This is a genomic window from Pseudomonas fulva NBRC 16637 = DSM 17717 (assembly GCF_000730565.1).
Lineage (GTDB): Bacteria > Pseudomonadota > Gammaproteobacteria > Pseudomonadales > Pseudomonadaceae > Aquipseudomonas > Aquipseudomonas fulva.
This window is the reverse complement of the sequence record NZ_BBIQ01000003.1, coordinates 135,214-153,804: the sequence shown is the minus strand read 5'-3', so window position 1 is coordinate 153,804 and position 18,591 is coordinate 135,214. Positions and strand designations below refer to the sequence as shown.

At 60.7% G+C, this 18,591-nt stretch carries 15 protein-coding genes; all 15 read right to left on the bottom strand.

Annotated elements, in window-relative coordinates; translation table 11 throughout:
• Positions 1-18: 18 nt before the first annotated feature.
• The gene (locus PFU01S_RS04995) at positions 19-1,917 is read right to left on the bottom strand and encodes an N-acetylneuraminate synthase family protein (RefSeq protein ID WP_028688003.1); all 1,899 of its coding nucleotides are present in this window, start codon (positions 1,915-1,917) and stop codon (positions 19-21) included.
• Positions 1,914-3,278, bottom strand: a complete 1,365-nt coding sequence (locus tag PFU01S_RS04990) for a GHMP family kinase ATP-binding protein (RefSeq protein WP_028688004.1) — start codon at positions 3,276-3,278, stop codon at positions 1,914-1,916. Before PFU01S_RS04990 ends, PFU01S_RS04995 begins: the two co-directional genes overlap by 4 nt.
• The gene (locus tag PFU01S_RS04985; protein WP_028688005.1) at positions 3,275-3,967 is read right to left on the bottom strand and encodes a sugar phosphate nucleotidyltransferase; all 693 of its coding nucleotides are present in this window, start codon (positions 3,965-3,967) and stop codon (positions 3,275-3,277) included. Before PFU01S_RS04985 ends, PFU01S_RS04990 begins: the two co-directional genes overlap by 4 nt.
• The gene (rfbH, locus tag PFU01S_RS04980) at positions 3,967-5,289 is read right to left on the bottom strand and encodes a lipopolysaccharide biosynthesis protein RfbH (protein ID WP_028688006.1); all 1,323 of its coding nucleotides are present in this window, start codon (positions 5,287-5,289) and stop codon (positions 3,967-3,969) included. Before rfbH ends, PFU01S_RS04985 begins: the two co-directional genes overlap by 1 nt.
• Complete coding sequence (gene rfbG / locus PFU01S_RS04975; protein ID WP_028688007.1) at positions 5,282-6,349, bottom strand: CDP-glucose 4,6-dehydratase; 1,068 nt, start codon at positions 6,347-6,349, stop codon at positions 5,282-5,284. Before rfbG ends, rfbH begins: the two co-directional genes overlap by 8 nt.
• Complete coding sequence (rfbF, locus tag PFU01S_RS04970) at positions 6,340-7,110, bottom strand: glucose-1-phosphate cytidylyltransferase (RefSeq protein ID WP_028688008.1); 771 nt, start codon at positions 7,108-7,110, stop codon at positions 6,340-6,342. Before rfbF ends, rfbG begins: the two co-directional genes overlap by 10 nt.
• 337 nt (positions 7,111-7,447) lie before the next feature.
• Positions 7,448-8,923 carry a transcriptional regulator FleQ gene (fleQ, locus tag PFU01S_RS04965; protein WP_028688009.1) on the bottom strand — a complete coding sequence of 492 codons (1,476 nt, stop codon included), beginning with the start codon at positions 8,921-8,923 and terminating at the stop codon, positions 7,448-7,450.
• A gap of 165 nt (positions 8,924-9,088) precedes the next feature.
• Positions 9,089-9,382, bottom strand: a complete 294-nt coding sequence (fliT, locus tag PFU01S_RS04960; RefSeq protein WP_033737224.1) for a flagellar protein FliT — start codon at positions 9,380-9,382, stop codon at positions 9,089-9,091.
• Between the two features lie 16 nt (positions 9,383-9,398).
• Positions 9,399-9,800 carry a flagellar export chaperone FliS gene (gene fliS / locus PFU01S_RS04955; protein WP_028688011.1) on the bottom strand — a complete coding sequence of 134 codons (402 nt, stop codon included), beginning with the start codon at positions 9,798-9,800 and terminating at the stop codon, positions 9,399-9,401.
• Between the two features lie 127 nt (positions 9,801-9,927).
• On the bottom strand, positions 9,928-11,310 hold the full coding sequence (gene fliD / locus PFU01S_RS04950; RefSeq protein WP_028688012.1) for a flagellar filament capping protein FliD: 1,383 nt from the start codon (positions 11,308-11,310) through the stop codon (positions 9,928-9,930).
• Positions 11,311-11,393: 83 nt separating this feature from the next.
• Positions 11,394-11,744, bottom strand: coding sequence for a flagellar protein FlaG (locus PFU01S_RS04945; RefSeq protein WP_028688013.1), 351 nt, complete (start codon positions 11,742-11,744; stop codon positions 11,394-11,396).
• A gap of 76 nt (positions 11,745-11,820) precedes the next feature.
• Positions 11,821-13,260: a flagellin N-terminal helical domain-containing protein gene (locus PFU01S_RS04940; RefSeq protein ID WP_028688014.1), complete on the bottom strand. Its 1,440-nt coding sequence runs from the start codon at positions 13,258-13,260 to the stop codon at positions 11,821-11,823.
• Positions 13,261-13,668: 408 nt separating this feature from the next.
• Positions 13,669-14,598: a ketoacyl-ACP synthase III gene (locus PFU01S_RS04935; protein ID WP_023533948.1), complete on the bottom strand. Its 930-nt coding sequence runs from the start codon at positions 14,596-14,598 to the stop codon at positions 13,669-13,671.
• Positions 14,599-14,965: 367 nt separating this feature from the next.
• Positions 14,966-16,528: a flagellar hook-associated protein 3 gene (locus PFU01S_RS04930; protein WP_028688015.1), complete on the bottom strand. Its 1,563-nt coding sequence runs from the start codon at positions 16,526-16,528 to the stop codon at positions 14,966-14,968.
• A 12-nt stretch (positions 16,529-16,540) separates the two neighbouring features.
• Complete coding sequence (gene flgK / locus PFU01S_RS04925; protein ID WP_028688016.1) at positions 16,541-18,583, bottom strand: flagellar hook-associated protein FlgK; 2,043 nt, start codon at positions 18,581-18,583, stop codon at positions 16,541-16,543.
• Positions 18,584-18,591 lie beyond the last annotated feature (8 nt).

Sequence of the window (18,591 nt, the reverse complement as noted above, 5' to 3'; positions counted from 1 at the left end):
TCCTCTCAAAACCGGCACTTATGCAAGCCGCGTCAAAAATTGCAGCGCCGACCAAAAGCCGGCCCCATGATCCTTGTGACCCTGCCAGACTTCAGGGATGAAGCTGACGTCGGGGTAATTGCGAATCTGCGCCCAGGTGGCCGGCCAGTCGATATCGCCGGTGCCCATCAGTACTCCCTCGCCGTTGGTGCCTTTGGCGTCGGCCACATGCAGGTGCGCCGTATGCGGCAGCAGCAGCGCCAGCGCTGCCTGGAAATCCAGGCCGAAGTGGAAACAGGTCATCTGCAGGTGCGACAGGTCCAGGCACAGGCGCAGCCCGTGATCTTGGGCCTGGGCGGCCAACTCCTCGGGCATCATGAAGATGTTCTGATGACGCTGGCCGCCGAAGTGCCATGGAAACGGGGCCATGTTCTGCACCGTCAACTCGGTGCCGGCGAAATCGATCTGGCGGCAAGCATCGTGAAACCGTTCGTAGAGCACCGGGCGCATGGCCAACGGGCGCGGCGCATCGGCGGAAAACCCGCCGATGTTTGCCACGATCAGGCGGGCATCGGCAGCGGGGAAGAATTCACCAATCTCAAGGGTGGCATCCACGACGCGCTGGAGGTTGTCGATCGAGCGCTGGCGATAGGCGGGTTCGTCCGAAACCAGGTCCAGCAATTCGCTGTTCTCGAACAGCTCCGGTGCATGCACGACCAGCCGCGAACACGCGACCTCGGCCAGGTACGCCTGGGGTTTCAGGCCAAGATCGCGGTAGGACAGGTGGAACTCGAAAAGGTCCGGCTCGATACGGCGGCGATAGTCGCCGAAATCGTGATAGCGCACAGGTACCCCCCAACGAACAGGCATGTCGAACACCAGCTTGTGCTCGACCTGTTGGCGCTGGAGGTCGCTGTCGAACAGGAAGTCACCCTGTGCGATGTCACGCTGGGCCGGCTTGCCCAGCAGCTCCGGTAACCGGTAGGGCGGCAGGCCCTGCCCTGGGCTGGCGATGCGCAACATATTCTGCTCGACCACGGTACCCCGGGGTATGTCACAGGCAGCGGTCACGCTCTTGCCAAGGTTTTCGCGGTTCAGCAACTCTCCCTGACTGGCGTGGCGGCCGGGCCCTTGCCAGGGCAGCGCCTGCTCCAGCTGCCGAATTCCGTCCACCAGTTGGCGAAATTCGGCAGGTTCGAGGCTAGCCAGATGATCCGGACCTTCCAGGGTGCGGTCGAGGGTAATGTGACGCTCGATCACTCGGGCGCCAAGGGCAACGGCACCGAGGGTGATCGCAATGCCGCGTTCATGCCCGGAATACCCTACCAAGTCGTGCAACTGACGCAGGCGACCGAGATAGCCCAGCTGGATATCCGTCTCAGGCGCCGGATAGGCGCTATTGCAATGCAGCAGTGCGAACGGCGTACCCAAAGCATTGAGCTGTTCGATGGCCCGGATGATCTCATCTTCGAAGGACATGCCGGTAGATAGAATCAACGGCTTGCCCAGGCTTGCAGCCTTCGCAATCAAGTAGGGGTTGCACAGGTCGGCGGAGGCGATCTTGAGCGCAGCCACGTCGAACGAAGCCAGGGCATCGACACTGGGTTCGTCCCAGGGTGTGCACAGGTAGGTGATGCCCTGTCGTGCACAGTAGGCGCGGATCTGGCGATGCTCATCCAGGCCAAGCTCGACTTTGTCCAGCAGGTCCTGAATGTACTCAACCCCCAGGTCCTCGGCACGTGAGCCATCGGCTTTGCGTCGGTACAGGGCCTTGCGATCACGCAATTGAAACTTGACGCAATCGGCACCGGCAGCAATCGCGGCATCTACCAATTGCTTGGCCACCTCAAGGGAGCCGTTATGGTTGTTGCCGGCTTCGGCGATGACGTACACGCGCTCGCCACCGAGGGCAATGCCGTCGAGCATGATAGAAGTCATTGGATTTTGGTCCGCCAGGAAGTGACACCGCAGGACTCAAAGCGAAAGCCTTGGGCCTGACAGCCAAGTGCGCGCACTGCACTCACCACCTTGTGGCGATGCTGGGGCTGCACGTAGAACAGGAAGAAACCACCGCCACCTGCACCCAGCAGCTTGCCGCCGAGCGCGCCGGCAGCCATTGCGGCGGCATAGATATCGTCGAGACGACCATGGCTGATGGCCGAGGAAAACCGTTTCTTGAGGTGCCAGGCTTCGTCCAGGCACAGCCCGAAATCGCGCAACTCACCGCGAATCAGGTAGCGATGCATGCGCCGGCACAGCGCCACGCTGGCATGCAGCAGGTCGGTCTGCGATGACTCGGCCTGGATCTGTTCGCGCTGCAATTGATGCAAGTGTCCCGAATCGTGGGCCATGCCGGTGTCGCACAGCACCAGGCACGATTCCAGCTCGTTACGGATCGACGCTTCCAACCGGATCGGGTGCACCAGGTTGCGTTGATTCTCGAACTCGATCAAGTTGAAGCCGCCGAAGGCTGAGGCGTACTGGTCTTGCCAGCCGCCTGCGATGCCAAAGCACAAGCGCTCGGCCTGGAACGCCAGCTCCGCGATTTCATACGTGCTCCAACGATCCTGGCGCAGTTCGTTGAACACTGCGATGGTGGCCGTCGTGGCCGCAGAGGAGCCACCCAGGCCAGAACCGACCGGAAAATCCGATCGCAGGTACAGGTCGAAGCCGTAATGCGGTTTGATCACCGACACGATGGTGGCCAGAAGACTTTTCTGGCCGTCAGTCATCAACTGGGCCAGGGACTCATAGCTTTCTTCACGCCCCAGGTCCTCGGAAAAAATTCGAATACCGCAGTCGTTGCGCGGCACCAGCGTGGCGTGGGCATAGAGCCCAACGGTGCAACTGAGCACGGCGGCCGGGTGATCGATGAAGAAATACGTCAGGTCCGCACCGCCACCGCAGAAGCTCATGCGTACCGGCGCCCGGGCTCTTGCCAGTACTGGCACTTCCGGGCTGGCTGCCATGAGGCGGGTATAGACTTCGACCAGCCGACCTTGCTCGTCAACCGCAGGAATGGCATTGAAACCAAGGTCGAACGCCTTGAGCAACTCCTCCCGCGACGCGCCCGCCCGCACAGCCCTGAACTGGCTGTTCATGCAGGTGACGACAGGCAGGTCCGTCTGCCCACCCTGGAGCAAATGCCGGCGCACGTCGCCATTGGTCACCACACCCAGCAGGCGTTGGTCGTCAGCAACCACGAAAGCGATCTGCAATGCGCCAGCTTCGATGCACTTGACGGCATCGAGAATGCTCTGGCGCTCGCCGATGCTGAGGTTCTGCACCAGCAAGCTCATAAGGGCGTGTCCGCGGCATAGTCACGGGTATAGCGCGCGAGTGAATCAGGCGTGCCTATGTCGATGAAGCGTCCACTGTAGGCGAGCGCCTGCATCGTTTCACGGTGGAGCAGCGCCGGCAGCAGATCATGCTCCATGGAACACGCACGCACTGGGCTATCCGAAAACGTAGACGCCTCAAAGGCATAGACGCCCCCATTGATCAAGCCCGCGCCTTGCAGCCCTTTTTCCTTCAGCGCAGTCAACTGCCCGGCATCATTGAGTTCGAGGCTGCCGTAGCGGGCGCGGTCGTCGACCTGTACGGCCAGCAGCGCATTGCCTTGGGCCAGTACCATTTGCCGGTAACCCTGGACATCCACGAATGTATCGGCGTTGAGCACCAGGTAGCGTGCCTGCGCCGGATGAGCGTGCAGTGCGTTGAGGAGCGCGCCGCCGGTCCCCATCGGGCTCGCTTCCACTACCAGCGATAGCGCCAGCCCTGCCTTGGCCGAGAGTTCGGGCAGTTGGTCGGCCACCTGTTCGGCGCGGTAATGGGCGCACAGGACGGCCTCGTCAATGCCGGCACGTGCCAACTGGCGCAAGACGTGCAGCATGAACGGCTCGCCCCTTACAGGTACCAATGCCTTCTGCGAGTCGGTAACAGCACGCAGGCGCGTGCCAAAGCCGCCGCAGAGCACATAGGCGCGCATCAGCGATGCCCCTGCAGGAAGGTTTCCAGAGACCGGGCCGCATGCTCAAGATGCGCATCGGTCAAACCTGGCCAGAGGCCAATCCAGACCGTATCGTTCATGACCTTGTCGGTAACTGACAACTCGCCCACAACCCGGTACTGCCTGCCCTGCATATAGGGCTGGCGCGTCAGGTTGCCTGCGAATAGCTGGCGCGTGCCGACGCCTTGCTCGTCCAGATACCGCACCAGGTCGACCCTACGGCCCGTACCGTCCTCGCGCAAGGTGATGGGGTAGCCGAACCAGGATGGATCGCTGCCCGGGGTAGCCTGCGGCAGGATCAGTTGGTCCGTACACCCGGCCAGGCGTTCGCTCAGCCAGGCGAAGTTGCGCTTGCGCGCGGCGATGAAGGCATCGACCCGGTCCATCTGCGCCAACGCACAGGCGGCCTGCATATCGGTGATCTTCAGGTTGTAGCCAAGGTGCGAGTAGGTGTACTTGTGGTCATACCCCTGCGGCAGATCCCCCGCCTGCCAGCAGAAGCGCTTGCCGCAGGTGTTGTCCTCGCCCGGCGCGCAGTAGCAGTCACGGCCCCAGTCACGGAACGATTCCATGATGCGCTTGAGCAAGGGTGATTGGGTGAACACTGCCCCACCCTCGCCCATCGTGATGTGGTGCGCAGGGTAGAAGCTCAAGGTACCGATGTCACCGAAGGTGCCGACCATGCGCCCTTGGTACGTAGAGCCCAGGGCGTCGCAGCAATCTTCGATCAGCCATAGGCCGTATTTGTCACACAGACTGCGTACAACTCCCAGGTCGAAGGGGTTGCCCAAAGTGTGAGCCAGCATGATGGCCTTGGTCTTGGGGCCAATGGCCGCCTCGATCAGCGCGGGGTCGATGTTGTAGGTGCCCATCTGCACATCCACGAACACCGGGACAGCGCCGCATTGCAGGATCGGGTTGACCGTGGTCGGGAAGCCAGCGGCTACGCCGATCACCTCGTCACCGGGTTTGATCGCCCGATCCCCCAGCCGAGGCGAAGTCAGGGCGGAAAACGCCAGCAGGTTGGCCGACGATCCTGAGTTGGTGGTGAGTACGCAGCGACGACCCAGGTACTCGGCCAGGCGCTTTTCGAAGGCCTGGTTGAAGCGGCCTGTGGTGAGCCAGCCGTCCAACACCGCTTCGGTCATGGCCTGCAACTCGCCGGCTCCGATCACTTTGCCCGAGGGCGGTACGCTGCTCTGCCCGGCGACGAAAGGTTTGGGCGCCATCTGCAGATCGGCATAACGGCCGACCAGCTCGGCAATCTGTTGGCGCAGCTGTTGCGCCGTGCTGTCACTCATGGGGTTCGCCTTGGTGAGCCGCGATCTGCTCGCGGGTAACGGTATTCATGTCTTGCCCTGCACGCCAGGCGAGGTGCCAGTCCAGGGTGTGTTTCAAGGTGTCGTCCAGCGACCAGCGCGGCGACCAGCCCAGCGCTTGGCGCGCCTTGCTCGAATCCAGGGCCAGCAGGCCGGCCTCGTGGGGCTGGGCATCGGCGGACACCGACCAGCGGGCCTTACCGGGCCAGCGCTCGGCCAGGCGCCGAACGATTGACTCAACGCTCGCCAGCCCTGCGCTGTCCGGGCCAAAATTCCAGGCCGACGCATAGCGTTCCCCCTCACAGAGCAGGGCTTGGCCAAGTTGCAGGTAGCCCATCAACGGATCCAGGACGTGTTGCCACGGGCGGGTTGCAGCGGGATAGCGCAGCACCACTTCCTCGCCGTGCTGCCAGGCGCGCAAAATGTCCGGCAGCAGACGTTCGGCCGACCAGTCACCCCCTCCGAGCACGTTGCCCGCACGGGCAGTGGCCAGCGCCACGCCCGAAGTGCGCAGGAACGAGTCGCGGTAGCTCGCGCACAGCAACTCCACACACGCCTTGCTGCTGCTGTAAGGGTCGAAACCACCCAACGCGTCCTGTTCCCGGTAGGGCCAAGGCCATTCGCGGTTGTCGTAGCACTTGTCGGTTGTCACTACCAGCACCGCGCGCACCGAAGGCGTGGCTCGCACTGCCTCAAGCAGGTTGAGTGTGCCCATGACGTTGGTTGCGTAAGTATCGGCAGGGGCACGGTAAGCCTCGCGCACCAACGGTTGCGCTGCCAGGTGCAGCACCAGTTCGGGCTTGAACGTCTGCACCGTGCCGGTCAGGGCCGAAGCGTCGCGGATGTCAGCGAAATCACCGGGCACATGGTTATCCAATTGGGCCACCTGCCACATCGACGGGGTGGTCGCAGCGGGCAAGGCGAAGCCCCGCAGGTCAGCGCCCAACTGGCGCAGCCATACAGCCAACCAGCTGCCCTTGAAACCGGTATGTCCGGTAAGCAGTACCCGGCGGCCCGCCCAGAATGCCGGGTTCAACGCCATAACTGCCACGCTGCCTCGCCGCTTTTCCAGTGCGCTTCGAGCAAGGTACGGTCACGCAGGGTATCCATCGGTTGCCAGAAGCCTCGGTGCAAATGGCTCATCAACTCGCCATTCTCGGCCAGTTGACGCATGGGCTGATCTTCCCAGGTGGTGGCATCGCCCTCGATGTAGTCCAGCACCGAAGGCTCGAGCACGAAGAAGCCACCGTTGATCCATCCACCATCGCCAGCAGGCTTTTCCTGGAAACCACGCACTTGCTGACCTTCCACATCGAGAGCGCCATAACGCCCGGGCGGCTGCACCGCGGTGACGGTGGCCAATTTGCCGTGCTGGTGGTGGAATTCGATCAGACGCGGGATATCCACATCGGCTACGCCGTCACCGTATGTCAGGCAAAACGTTTGCTCGCCCAGGTAATCGCGCACCCGCTTCAAGCGGCCACCGGTGGCCGTATAGTCTCCGGTATCCACCAATGTCACCCGCCAGGGTTCGGCGTGACGGTTATGAATATCCATACGGTTTTCCGCCATGTCGAATGTCACGTCCGACATGTGCAAAAAGTAGTTGGCGAAATACTCCTTGATCACGTAGCCCTTGTAACCGAGGCAGATGATGAAGTCGTTGATGCCATAGTGAGAGTAGATTTTCATGATGTGCCAAATGATCGGCTTGCCGCCTATTTCGATCATCGGCTTGGGTCGCAGGTGGGATTCTTCGCTGATGCGTGTGCCCAGCCCACCGGCCAGAATGACTGCTTTCATTATGCTTTTCGTCCGCAATGGTCGGAGGGGTGACAAAAAACCGACCCCTGGCACTCGATGCTAGGCAATAGCAAAAGACATGCCGGTTTCGCCACGGTGCGCGTCCACGCTGACAGCGAAAAACACCTGACTGCTCCCAAGGCGATGCTCATGGGCGGCCGGTTAAGTGAGTCGGAGAAAAGTCTGCTTTGGCGGCCGCGAGCCTGGCACCCACAGGGCCTTCAACCGGTCCGAGGGTACAAATGCAGCTCTGCTTCAGTGGACAGAATTTGAAAAGCGCGGGACAAGGGGCGCCTCACTGGGTCCTGAGGCTGGATTGAGGAGGATGCAGGAAGCATCACTCCTCGACCTGATCCTCGCCACCTTGACGGCTCATGCCGTACTTGCGCATTTTCTCGACCAACGTGGTGCGCCGGATACGCAGACGTTCGGCGGCACGGGCGACGATACCATTGGCATCGTCCAAAGCCTGCTGGATCAAGCCTTGCTCAAGACTGCCAAGGTAGTCCTTCAGGTCCAGCCCCTCGGGAGGCAGCATGGCAGGGTTGCTGAAGTTCGGCGTATGACCGTTGATTGCCACGCGCTCCTCAAGGTCGCTGCGCAAGCTGTCGACCATTTGCTCGTCTTCGTCATCGATGTAGCGGAATTTTTTCGGAAGCTCCGATACACCGATTACGCCGTAGGGGTGCATGATCGCCATGCGCTCGACCAGGTTGGCAAGCTCGCGGACGTTGCCGGGCCAGCCATGCCGACACAACGACATGATCGAGGCGGAATTGAATCGGATGGAGCCGCGCTTTTCATGCTCCATCCGCGAGATCAGCTCATTCATCAGCAGCGGTATGTCTTCGACGCGTTCGCGCAGCGGCGCCATTTCGATCGGGAAGACATTGAGACGGTAATAGAGGTCTTCACGGAACGTGCCCACCTCGATCATGTGCTCGAGGTTTTTGTGGGTGGCCGCGATGATGCGCACGTCGATGCTCTGGGTCTTGTTGCTACCGACCCGTTCGAACGTCCGTTCCTGCAGTACGCGCAACAGCTTGACCTGCATGGGCAACGGCATGTCGCCGATTTCATCGAGGAACAGGGTGCCGCCGTTGGCCAGCTCGAAGCGGCCGGCGCGGCTGGTGATGGCCCCGGTGAACGCCCCCTTCTCATGCCCGAACAGCTCACTTTCCAGCAACTCGGCCGGTATCGCTCCGCAGTTCACAGGTACGAAGGGCGCTTCGCGGCGCTTGGAGTGGTAATGAAGGTTGCGCGCCACCACCTCTTTGCCGGTACCGGATTCGCCCAGGATCAACACGCTGGCATCGGTGTCGGCCACTTGCTGCATCATCTGGCGCACGTGCTGGATGGCACGGCTGGTACCGACCAAACTGCGGAACAGGTTCGGCTCACGCTGGCGACCGCGCTCACGGGCTTGGTCGTACATTTCGCGATATACCTGCGCACGGTGCAGGGAATCGAGCAGTTGGCTGTAGCTCGGCGGCATTTCCAGGTTCGACAGCACGCGACGGCGCAGGTCCTCAGGCAGCTCGCCCGAAGAAATATCACCTAAAAACAAGATTGGAAGGAACTCATCCCATGAAAGCACTGTCTTAAGCAACCCAAGCAGCGTGCCGGGCGTGCTAACGGCGCCGATGAGCACGCAAAGCACTTCGCGACTCGAAGACAGGGGCTCGACCGCTTGCTGCCAGTCATGGCTGGCGCAGGACAGGTTTTCTTCGCCCAGGAAGTTGAGCACCACCGCCAGATCGCGGCGGCGGGTGCTGTCGTCATCGATCAGGAGAATCTTGGTTTCACGCCACATGCAATAGCAACTTCCCTAGTCATATCGGCGCCCGAAGGCGTGCTCGACATCATTCCGACTGAATGGTCAGTGTTCGGACGTCTGGAATACGAGAACAGGCACTAGTTAAGTCAAAAAGGGTCGCACAGTCAAATTTATGGCGCCTTTTGTTCAGTTACAGGCATCTTAACTGAACAAATGATAAACCTTTGAAGCATTCTTCGCTTGGTTGATCTGCATCATCTCATCGGCAATCGCCTGGCGTTCGCCGGTTGTCACTTCGATGAGGCTACGGTAGACATCCATGACGCCCTCGAGCTTAACCCGCAGTAGCCCTTCGTCGTAGGCGTGCGCTTCAAGCACCTCGTCTATACACGTGCGACACGCCACGTCCAGCTTGGCGATGGTATCCCAATCTCGTTCGCCCAGAGCGCCAAGCAGCGCATCGCAGGTGTCGTCGAGCCGTTGCAGTGCAGTCATGGTTAACTCCTTGCCGTCAATCGGCCGGCTGGATATCGGCAATGCCATCCCAACCGCTCTTCACGGTGATCATCAGCTGGGCGACTTCATCAATGATGCGAGCGTCGTTTTCAACGTTGGCCTGCATCAGGCGGTTGGTCATGTACACGTAGAGTGCGTCGAGGTTTTCGACGTACTCAGGGTTCTCGCTTTTTTCCGGCACCAGCCCATCGCGCAGGCCGATGATGATGTCGATTGCCTTGCCCAGCATGAGGCCTTTCTCGGCAATGTCCCCACGCGCCATCGCGCCCTTGGCCTGGGCCATGCGATCGAGCGCCCCTTCCATCAGCATCTGCACCAGACGGTGTGGCGTGGCTTCGGAAATCTGGGCATGGGAATTGACCTTCTGGTACTGACGAAGGGCTCTCATGGGATTCATCTTGCGACCTCATTACGGGGATGCGTTGGAAGGTGGATACTTACTGTATCGGGCAGAACCCGCAGAACTTTACAAGGCTTTGCAGGAAACCTGGCCAGGCGCCAGGCTTCAGGCGTGGCGCATGGCGTTAATCATCACTCTTCTTGTTCAGCGCATTGAGCGTGCTGAGCACCGAGCTTTGCTGCTGACGCAACTGGGTCACCAGCGTGTCCATGTTGTTGTACTTGTCCTGCAGGCTCTTTTTCAGGGCTTCCATGCGAACATCCAGCGAATCCTGCTCAGCCTTGAGCTTGGTCAGGCTTTCGCTCAAGGTCTTGGACCGTTCGGCCAAGGTGCCGGTGGAGGCCTTGGCAAAAGGTTCAGTGACCTTCTGCAGGCGTGCCAGCATCCCGTCCTTGCCATTGAAGATGCTGGTCAGGTCCGCTGCGTTCGTGCTGGCAATCTTGTCCCACTTCTTGTCATCCAGGCTCAGCGCACCGCCATCCTGGGCCGAGGTGACGCCAAAGGCTGCCAGGGCCTTGAAGGTGCCGCTGCCTGAGGCCGCGTTGAGTTCTTCACGGATCGACGTCATCAGTGCACGCATGGAGGCATCCCCCGTCAGCGCAGCAGCCGTCATGGTACCGTCGGCGTTCTTGGTCACCTTGGTCTCGGCATTGACGACCTTGAGCAACGCGTTGTATGTATCGATGAAGCCCTTGAGCCCTGACTTCAGGGCACTGCTGCTGGTCGATAGCGACAAGATGGTGGCCGGCGTTTCCCCTGACGCGTTTTTTACCGACGGCCCTATCAGCTTGATGTTCAGACCACTCACCGCATCGGTGATGTCATTGGTCTTGGACTTCATGGCAATGCCGTCCAGGGTATATTCGGCATCGGTCGGCTTATCGACCACCGTGTAACCATCCTCGATACCTGAGTTGCCAGACAGGGTGATATCAGACCCTTCGCCCATCTTGGTCGAGGTGATGATCAGTCGCGAGCCGGTGGCATCGGTCAGCACGTTGGCACTCAGGCCTGCAGGGCCGAATTGGCTGTTGATGCTGTCACGCACTTGCTGCAGCGTGGCGCCGGCCGGAATGCTCAGGTCGTGCGCCTTGCCATTCTGGGTCATGGTAAGCGTGGTTGCGCCCGGCCCACGGTTGATGACCGAGCCCGCCCCGTCTGCGTAAGTCTTGCTCGATACCTTGGAAGCGGTCGCCAGCTTGTCGACGATGAGCTTGAACGTGCCATTGGCGGCCCCTGCCCCCATCGTCACGGTGGCCACCTTTTCATCCGAAGACTTGAGGCTCAGCCCGCCGAAACTGTTGGTATCGGTCATGTTGGTCAGCGCGCCCCGGAAAGCATCCAGCGCAGCCTGAATCTTGCCGATCGAGGACAACGTGGTGGTTGCCTTCAGCGTCTGGGTGTTGATCTGCGACTGCTTGGGCGCTTTTTGCGCGGCAACCAGCGAATCCACGATCGCCTGGGTGTCGATGCCCGAGCCAATCCCACTGACTGTTGTACCTGCCATCATTGCTCTCCTTGAACGGTAGCTGCCGGATCCTTGGCGAATAAATCCTTGAAAGACCCACCAACAACAAAAAACATGCCAGCCTAAGCGCGGCCTTCGAACAACAGGCTGCCAGCTTCGCTGAGGCTTTGCGCCAACTTGAGCGCCGTCTCGGAAGGCAACTGGCGGATGACTTCGCCTGAGTCGGTGGCGATGACCTTGACCACCACCTGCCCGGTCGAATCATCGATGGAAAAATCCAGCTGACGTTGGCTGGACTGTACGAATTCGCGAATATCACCGACAGCCTTTTCCAGGTCTTCGCGCGTGTGCGGCTGACCGTCAGGCGCGGCGGCTTCCTGCACTTTGGCAGGGGTCTTGGCCTCCTTGTCCACGACAGGCGACGCAGGCACGACCGAAGGATACACCTGGTTCAGCTTGACACTGATGTCCATGCTCCGAACTCCTCATGTATAAAACGGCAAAAGGGCACGTAAACGCGCCCTTTCACCTTTTACTCAGGCGCCTGAATTACTGGAGCAGTTTCAGGACCGAGGAAGGCAGCTGGTTGGCCTGGGACAGGATCGCGGTGGAAGCCTGTTGCAGGGTCTGCTGCTTGGTCAGCTCGGCAGTTTCCGAAGCGAAGTCCACGTCCTGCACGGTCGAACGGGCAGCGGTGGAGTTCTTCTGGATGTTCTGCAGGTTGTCAACGGTGGTTTGCAGACGGTTCTGGGTAGCACCCAGGCCCGAACGCACGCTGTCGATCGAACCGATGGCCTTGTCGATCACCGCCAGAGCGTTCTGGGCGTTGACGGCTGCGGTTACGTCGGTGTCGGCGATGGTGGTTTTGGTCGAGGAGACCGAAGTCGCACCGAACAACTGGCTCGCACCGGTTGTACCACCCGCGTCAGCAACGGAGTAGCCTTTGGCCGAGTCCAAGGAGATCTGACCCGTCACTACAGCCTTGTCGTTAGCAGTTGCCGACAGCGCGGTCAATGCAGCGTAATCACCCTTACCGTTCTTGGCACCCACAGAGATCGCATCCGCGCCCGCCTTGGACGTGAAGCTGAGGTTCTCACCGGTATCGGACTTGACTTCGAGGCTCTTGGTCGACTCGTCATAGTTGACGCTGATGCCCAACTTGGCAGCGTTAGATTTGAGCTGGTCGGCCAGGCTGGCAGTGTCGGTAACGCCGATGAAGCTGACGGTGCTGCTGCCAACTTTCAGATCGAAGTTGGCCGGAGTTGCAGCTGCGCCGCTTGCGACGGTCAGTTTTACTTCAGTGCTGGCGCTGGCGGTCAGGCCACCGATCGAACCGTTGAGCTTGGCAGCGATGTCCTTGGCCGAAGAGCCCGCATCGTAGCTGATGTCTTTGGTCTGGCCATTACCAGTTACGGTCAGCTGACCTGCAGCCACGCCGCTTGCGGACGGGGTGATGGAGCTCGACTTGACCTGCTGCGAACCAATGCTCTTGGCCGAGACGTTGTCCAGGGCCACGTTGATGGTTTCGTTGGCATTGGCGCCGACCTGAATGGCCTTGGTGCCATACGAGCCGTCCAGCAGCTTCTGGCCACCGAAGGTGGTGGTGTCGGAAATACGGTTCAGCTCAGCGGTCAGAGCCTGGTATTCGTCGTTGTTCGACTTACGGTCGTCAGCGCTCAGCGAGCCAGTGGCCGAAGACAGTGCCAGGGTACGCATCTTTTGCAGGATGTCGGTCGAAGCCTGCATGGCGCCTTCAGCGGTCTGCGCGATGGAGATACCGTCGTTGGCGTTCTTCACAGCCTGGCCCAGGCCGTTGATCTGGCTGGTCAGACGGTTGGCGATCTGCAGGCCGGCAGCGTCGTCTTTTGCGCTGTTGATACGCAGACCCGAGGACAGACGCTGCATGGAAGTAGTCTGAGCGGTGCTAGCCTTGTTCAGGTTTACTTGGGTAGTAACCGAAGCAATGTTGGTGTTTACAGTTAAAGCCATGACGAAATCCTCGTTGTATGGGTGCTGCGGCTTCCGGCCTTGGCAACCGCCGGATTGGCCTAGAGAACCTTCGTAATGGTTATCGTCGGATAGCCCGGTTGCTTGAGGGGTTTTTGCAAAAAAAAATGCTGGCATGCGGCCAGCCCTGGAAAATCAAGGGGTTAAGCGCGGAATTTTGGCGTCAAAAAGCGGGTTGGGGAGGTATGAGGAGATAGTGGCGTCTGGAGCGAGTCGAGGGATGACTTGGCGAACTGGAGGCTGAAGATGAGATGGCGAGGGTTTAAAGTATGCAGCTTCGCGTCAGGAAATATCGGGGCCGCTTTGCGGCCCTCAAATTTGGACCCAACCCATAAAGCACAGGGGTCAGTCCGAACAATGGCGGAATACCCCTACCCCACCGCGCGCGCATCAATCGCGATAAAGAATCGCCGAAGCCCAGGACAACCCTACCCCGAACCCACTCACCGCCACTCGCTTCCAGCTACCGTCGAGCATGTGCTTCTGCAGCAGCAATGGCACGCTGGACGACACGGTATTGCCCGTCTCCAGCATGTCTTTCACGAATTTCTCCGGGTGATGCTCCTCGAACCGGCGAGCTACCGCATCGACAATCGCCGCACTGCCCTGGTGGATGCAGAACGCATCAATGTCCGACGACTGCAACCCACTGGCATCGAGCAGCTCGTGCAAGTGAGCCGGTACCTTGACCAAGGCGAAGTTGAAGACCTGCCGGCCATTCATGAAGAACGTGCCATCGGACACCTTCAGGTGCTCGGCGCCCGAACCGTCGGTGCCAAAACGCGCCTCGCCCAGCTTCCAGATGGCGCCATCAGCCATCCAGGTGGCGGTGGCCGCGTCGCCGAACAGCATGGTGGTATTGCGATCTTCCGGATCGACGATCTTCGAGTACGGGTCGGCGGTGATCAGCAGCCCGTTCTTCAGGCCCGCCGCCTCCATGAAGCCCTTGATCGCGTACAGCCCATACACATACCCCGAGCAGCCCAAGGAGATATCGAACGCTGCCACGCGGGTAGACAACCCGAGCTTGCTCTGGACGATAGCGGCCGTGTGCGGCAGGCCCTCTTCATCGCCATTCTGGGTCACCACGATCAACGCGTCGATCGACTGCGGATCGAGGTCGGGGTTGTTGGCGAACAGTGCCCGGGCGGCCTCCACGCACAGGTCGGAGGTTTCCTGCTCCGGGGCCTTGCGTGGTAGGAAGGACGCACCGATCTTGCCGAACATGAACTCTTCGTCCTTGCCGAACTTCGCACCCTGGACGTAGTTGTCCAGGCCAGCGGTGGGCACGTAACTCGCGATACTCTTGATGCCAATCATTCTGGCTTCCCAATGAAAACAGCCAAAGACCACCACTCGATCAGTTGAGGGCGCCAAAAACCGGAGCGTCACCGCCTGGGGAGGGGATAAAGCAGCGCCTGCCTGCGCACCGGTAACAAAATGCTGCAACAGCTGCTGCATAGAATACAGGGAAGATGACCGTTTTGACTCATTGGTCACATTGAAATGCAACGAAAGTCAGGGACAGACGGCCAGAACGCGCCAGATCAGGACGTGGCCGACGGGTCATCTAGGCGGGTACGTCTCACTGGCCGACAACGCTGGGAACGCTCAGCCATAGGCGCTAGGACGCGATCGAAAGCGCCCAGCAGGACCCTCAGGTCCTCCTGGGTACACGCGCTTCAGATCAAAGCTTGTTGAACAGGCTCAACTGCGAGATGCGCGAGAACGCCAGCTGAGAAGCCTCCAGCATGGCCTGTTGCAGGGTCAGAGTAATGGCCGCCTGCGACATGTCCGTGTTGCCGATCGCGTTCTGCGTGGTCTTGTTGGCAACCCCCAGGCTGGTGTTTTCCTGCCGCTGGATTTCCAGCGAGCTGCCACGAGCGCCAATCGAGCCGCGGGTGATGTCGACCTGCTCGCGCGCACTGGCCAGGTTGGCGATAGCCGAGGCCACCGCATCCTTGAGACCATTGGCAACATTGGCGCCGGTAACCGGCGTGTCCAGCGCCGCACGTAGCTGGCTGATGGTCTCCAGCACGTTCTGGTTCTGATGGGTATTGGCAGTCACCGCGAACTGATCACCGGCTTCGGGCGAACCACTGACCTGATAGGTAACCCCTGCCACCGTCAGGTCAGGCGCAGTGAACGTCCCCGTGCCAACCGGCTTGCTGTCCGCGGTCAACGGCTGGGCGTAGAACTCGTAACTGCCGGGGCCGGTGAATTTGATCACCGCTCCGCCATTGGGGAACGTGCTGCGGTACGCAGCCGGATCGGTCACGGTGCTGCCCGTCATCTGGGCGGTCGAGGGGTTGCCGGCGCCGCGGGTGGTCGTGAACGAATCGGCACGGGTGGTCAGGGAAAACTCGCGACCACCCACCGCCGCATCGGCATCGGCGCCCTCCTCCAAGGTCACGGTGACCTCGAACTCCACACCGCGCAGGGCAATGCGGTTGGCCCCTTCGGTCTTGCTGTCGAAGTGGCCATTGGTCGGGGTTTCAGACGTGATGTCATTACCGTTGACATCGGTGATCATGTATTGATTGGCGCTGGTGAACGTGAGCTTGTAGGGCTGGCCCGCCGCGAAGCTTTCGTTGTAGGTATTGCTGGATTTCAGCAACCCAGGCGATACACCGACCACGCCATCATCGACGGCAGGCACCAGCAGGTTCGACTCGGTGCGGCTCTTGTTCTTGGCCGAATCGAAAATACTGAAACCGGTGTCGTTGGTCGCCAGGTTCAACGTGTCCGACACCTGCAGGCTCAACTGGGTCTGGTCGCCATGGTAGCTGTAGGTCCCGTCGGAATTACGCACGTAAGGCGGCGTGGTGCTCTTGGAGCCGCCGAACATGTAGTCGCCATTGGCATCGCGGGAATTGAGCAAACCGAAGATGTTGGCCTCGATCTCCTTGAGCTCGGTGCTGATCGATACCCGGTCAGCATCGGTAACGCCCGCACCACCGGCGCGGATCGCCAGTTCGCTGGCGCGCTGCATCGCATCGTTGATGGTGGAGAGCACGCTCTCCTCCTGCAGCAAGGCGTTGCTGACGGTGTTGATGTTGCCGCTGTACTGGTCCAGCAGCGATTGCTGCTGTTGCAGCAGCAGCAGGCGCGCCGCGCCGACAGGGTCGTCGGCAGCGGTCTGGATACGCACGCCGGAGGTGACCTGATCGTTGGTCTTGTTCATGGCGGAGAAGTTCTTCGAGTAGCTGTTGGCGCTGGATTCGTAGAACTGGGCAGTGGAAATACGCACGGTCGCTTCTCCTTACAAGGCGTTGATCAAGGTGCTGAAGGTTTCTTGCGCCGCCTTGATGATCTGCGACGACGCCGTGTAATAGTGTTGGAACTTGACCAGGTTGGCCGCCTCGTCATCCAGGTTGACACCGGACACGGCGCTGCGGCTTTCACTGGCCGACTTGAGCACGGCCTGGGTTGCCGTGGTATCGATGCTGGCCTGGCTGGCTTTGGCGCCCACCCGCTCGACCAGGGAGGCATAGGCGGAGGTAAAGCTGGTGCCGCCGCCGGAGCCAGTGTTCACGGTGGACTTGGTCTGCAGGCCCAGCAGCGCGGTGGCATTGCGGTTATCGGCCTTGCCATCGACATTGAACGACAAGGTAAAGCTGTCGTTGGTCGCCGGGCTGCCACCCACAGTGGTCTCCAGCGCAAAGGTGCGCGGATTGCCGCTGGGGTCGAGAATCGGGTTGCCCGATGCATCACGCATCGGTATCGACAGCGAAAGCTTATTGTCCTGACCTGGCACCACGGTCCCGGTGCCGATCTGTGCGCCCTTGGCATCGAACAGCTTGTAGCCCTGGGACCCACCGCTGGCTGCGTCGAACACCACGCGCACCGGCATGGCGTCCTTGATCGCCTGCTGCGTCAGGGCTGTGTCGGCACCGCCGTAGATATCCAGCGCTTGCCCAAGGTTGGGTTGGGTGATGGTGCCGGTGCCGCTGTTGCCGCTGCCAACAGCAGCGCTAACAGGGCCGGCGAACGCCAGCTTGTTGGCATCGGTGAGCACCGTGGCAATACCGGTGGCGGCTGAACGGGTGGGAATCACCTTGAAGCTGTCGCCGGCGGCCAGCGCACCGCCCTTGAGGGACAGGCTGAAGCCATCGATGACCGGCGCAGGGTCGGCATTGAGGTCGAACGAGCCCATGTCGGTGCCGTCGGAACGGCGCACACTGTACTGATTGCCGCTGGTGAACTTCACTTCGTAGTCGTAGGTGCTCAGGGCGCCGCTGTTGGCAATGGTGACATCGAGGTTGCCCGAACCTGCGCTGTTGTTCGACGAGGCCAGGCTGCGCTGGGCGATGGCACTGGCGCTGTTGATGCTGGAGAACAGCGAGCTGCCGAACTGGCCATTGGCGTCCAGGCCCTGGCCCAGCTGGCTGTTGATGCTGTCGGCGACGACCAGCGCCACGCGGCCCAGCTCGTTCATCGACGGCGTCAACACGTCCTGACGGTAGCGCAACAGGCCACCGATGGTGCCGCCGGTGGCCACCGAGGTTACGTCCGAGCTGAACGACTCGTAGTTGATGCGCAAGGTCGCCTGGCTCTTGTCAGCCACCCCCGGCTGAACCGACAGCGGGTTGGCCCTGCTCCCGGTCACCAGCGACTGGCCGCTGCCCAGAATCACATCGTAGTTGCCTTCACGCTCCTGAACGGTCACGCCCACCAGTTCGTTCAACTGGCGAACGGCTTCGCTGCGGGCGTCGAGCAGGTTGTTGGGCGTGCTGCCAGTGCCGCTGGCGGCCACGATCTGCTTGTTATATTCGGCGATGCTGGTGGTGAGCTTGTTGACCTGCCCCGCCAATGTATCGAGCTGGGAGTTGATCACATCGTTCTGCTGTGTCAGTTGGGTGCTGACGGCGTTGAAACGGTTGCTCAGGGTCTGCGCCTGGGTCAACAGCAATTGCCGCGAAGCCACATCGCCCGGTTTGGCTGCCGCCGTCTGCAGGGCCGAGAAGAAGGCCGTGAGCACCGAGCTGATGCCGGTGTCCCGGTCAGCCAGCAATTTGTCGATGCCGGTAATCTGGTCCTGGAATGCCGTGGAATCGGCTTGCAGGGAGGTCGCCGTCTGCAACTGATTGTCGAGGTAGGCACTGTAGATACGGCGCACGTCCGCCAGTGTGGTCCCACTGCCCAGAAAACCTGCGCCCATGTACTGCGAAGCGCCGGCCACTTGCATGGCCTGCTGGCGCGAATAGCCGCTGGTGGCCGCATTGGCGATGTTGTTACTGGTGACCGACAGGTGCGCCTGGCTGGCACTCAAGCCACTCAGGCCGATCGAAATCAGGCTCGACATGATGTAGT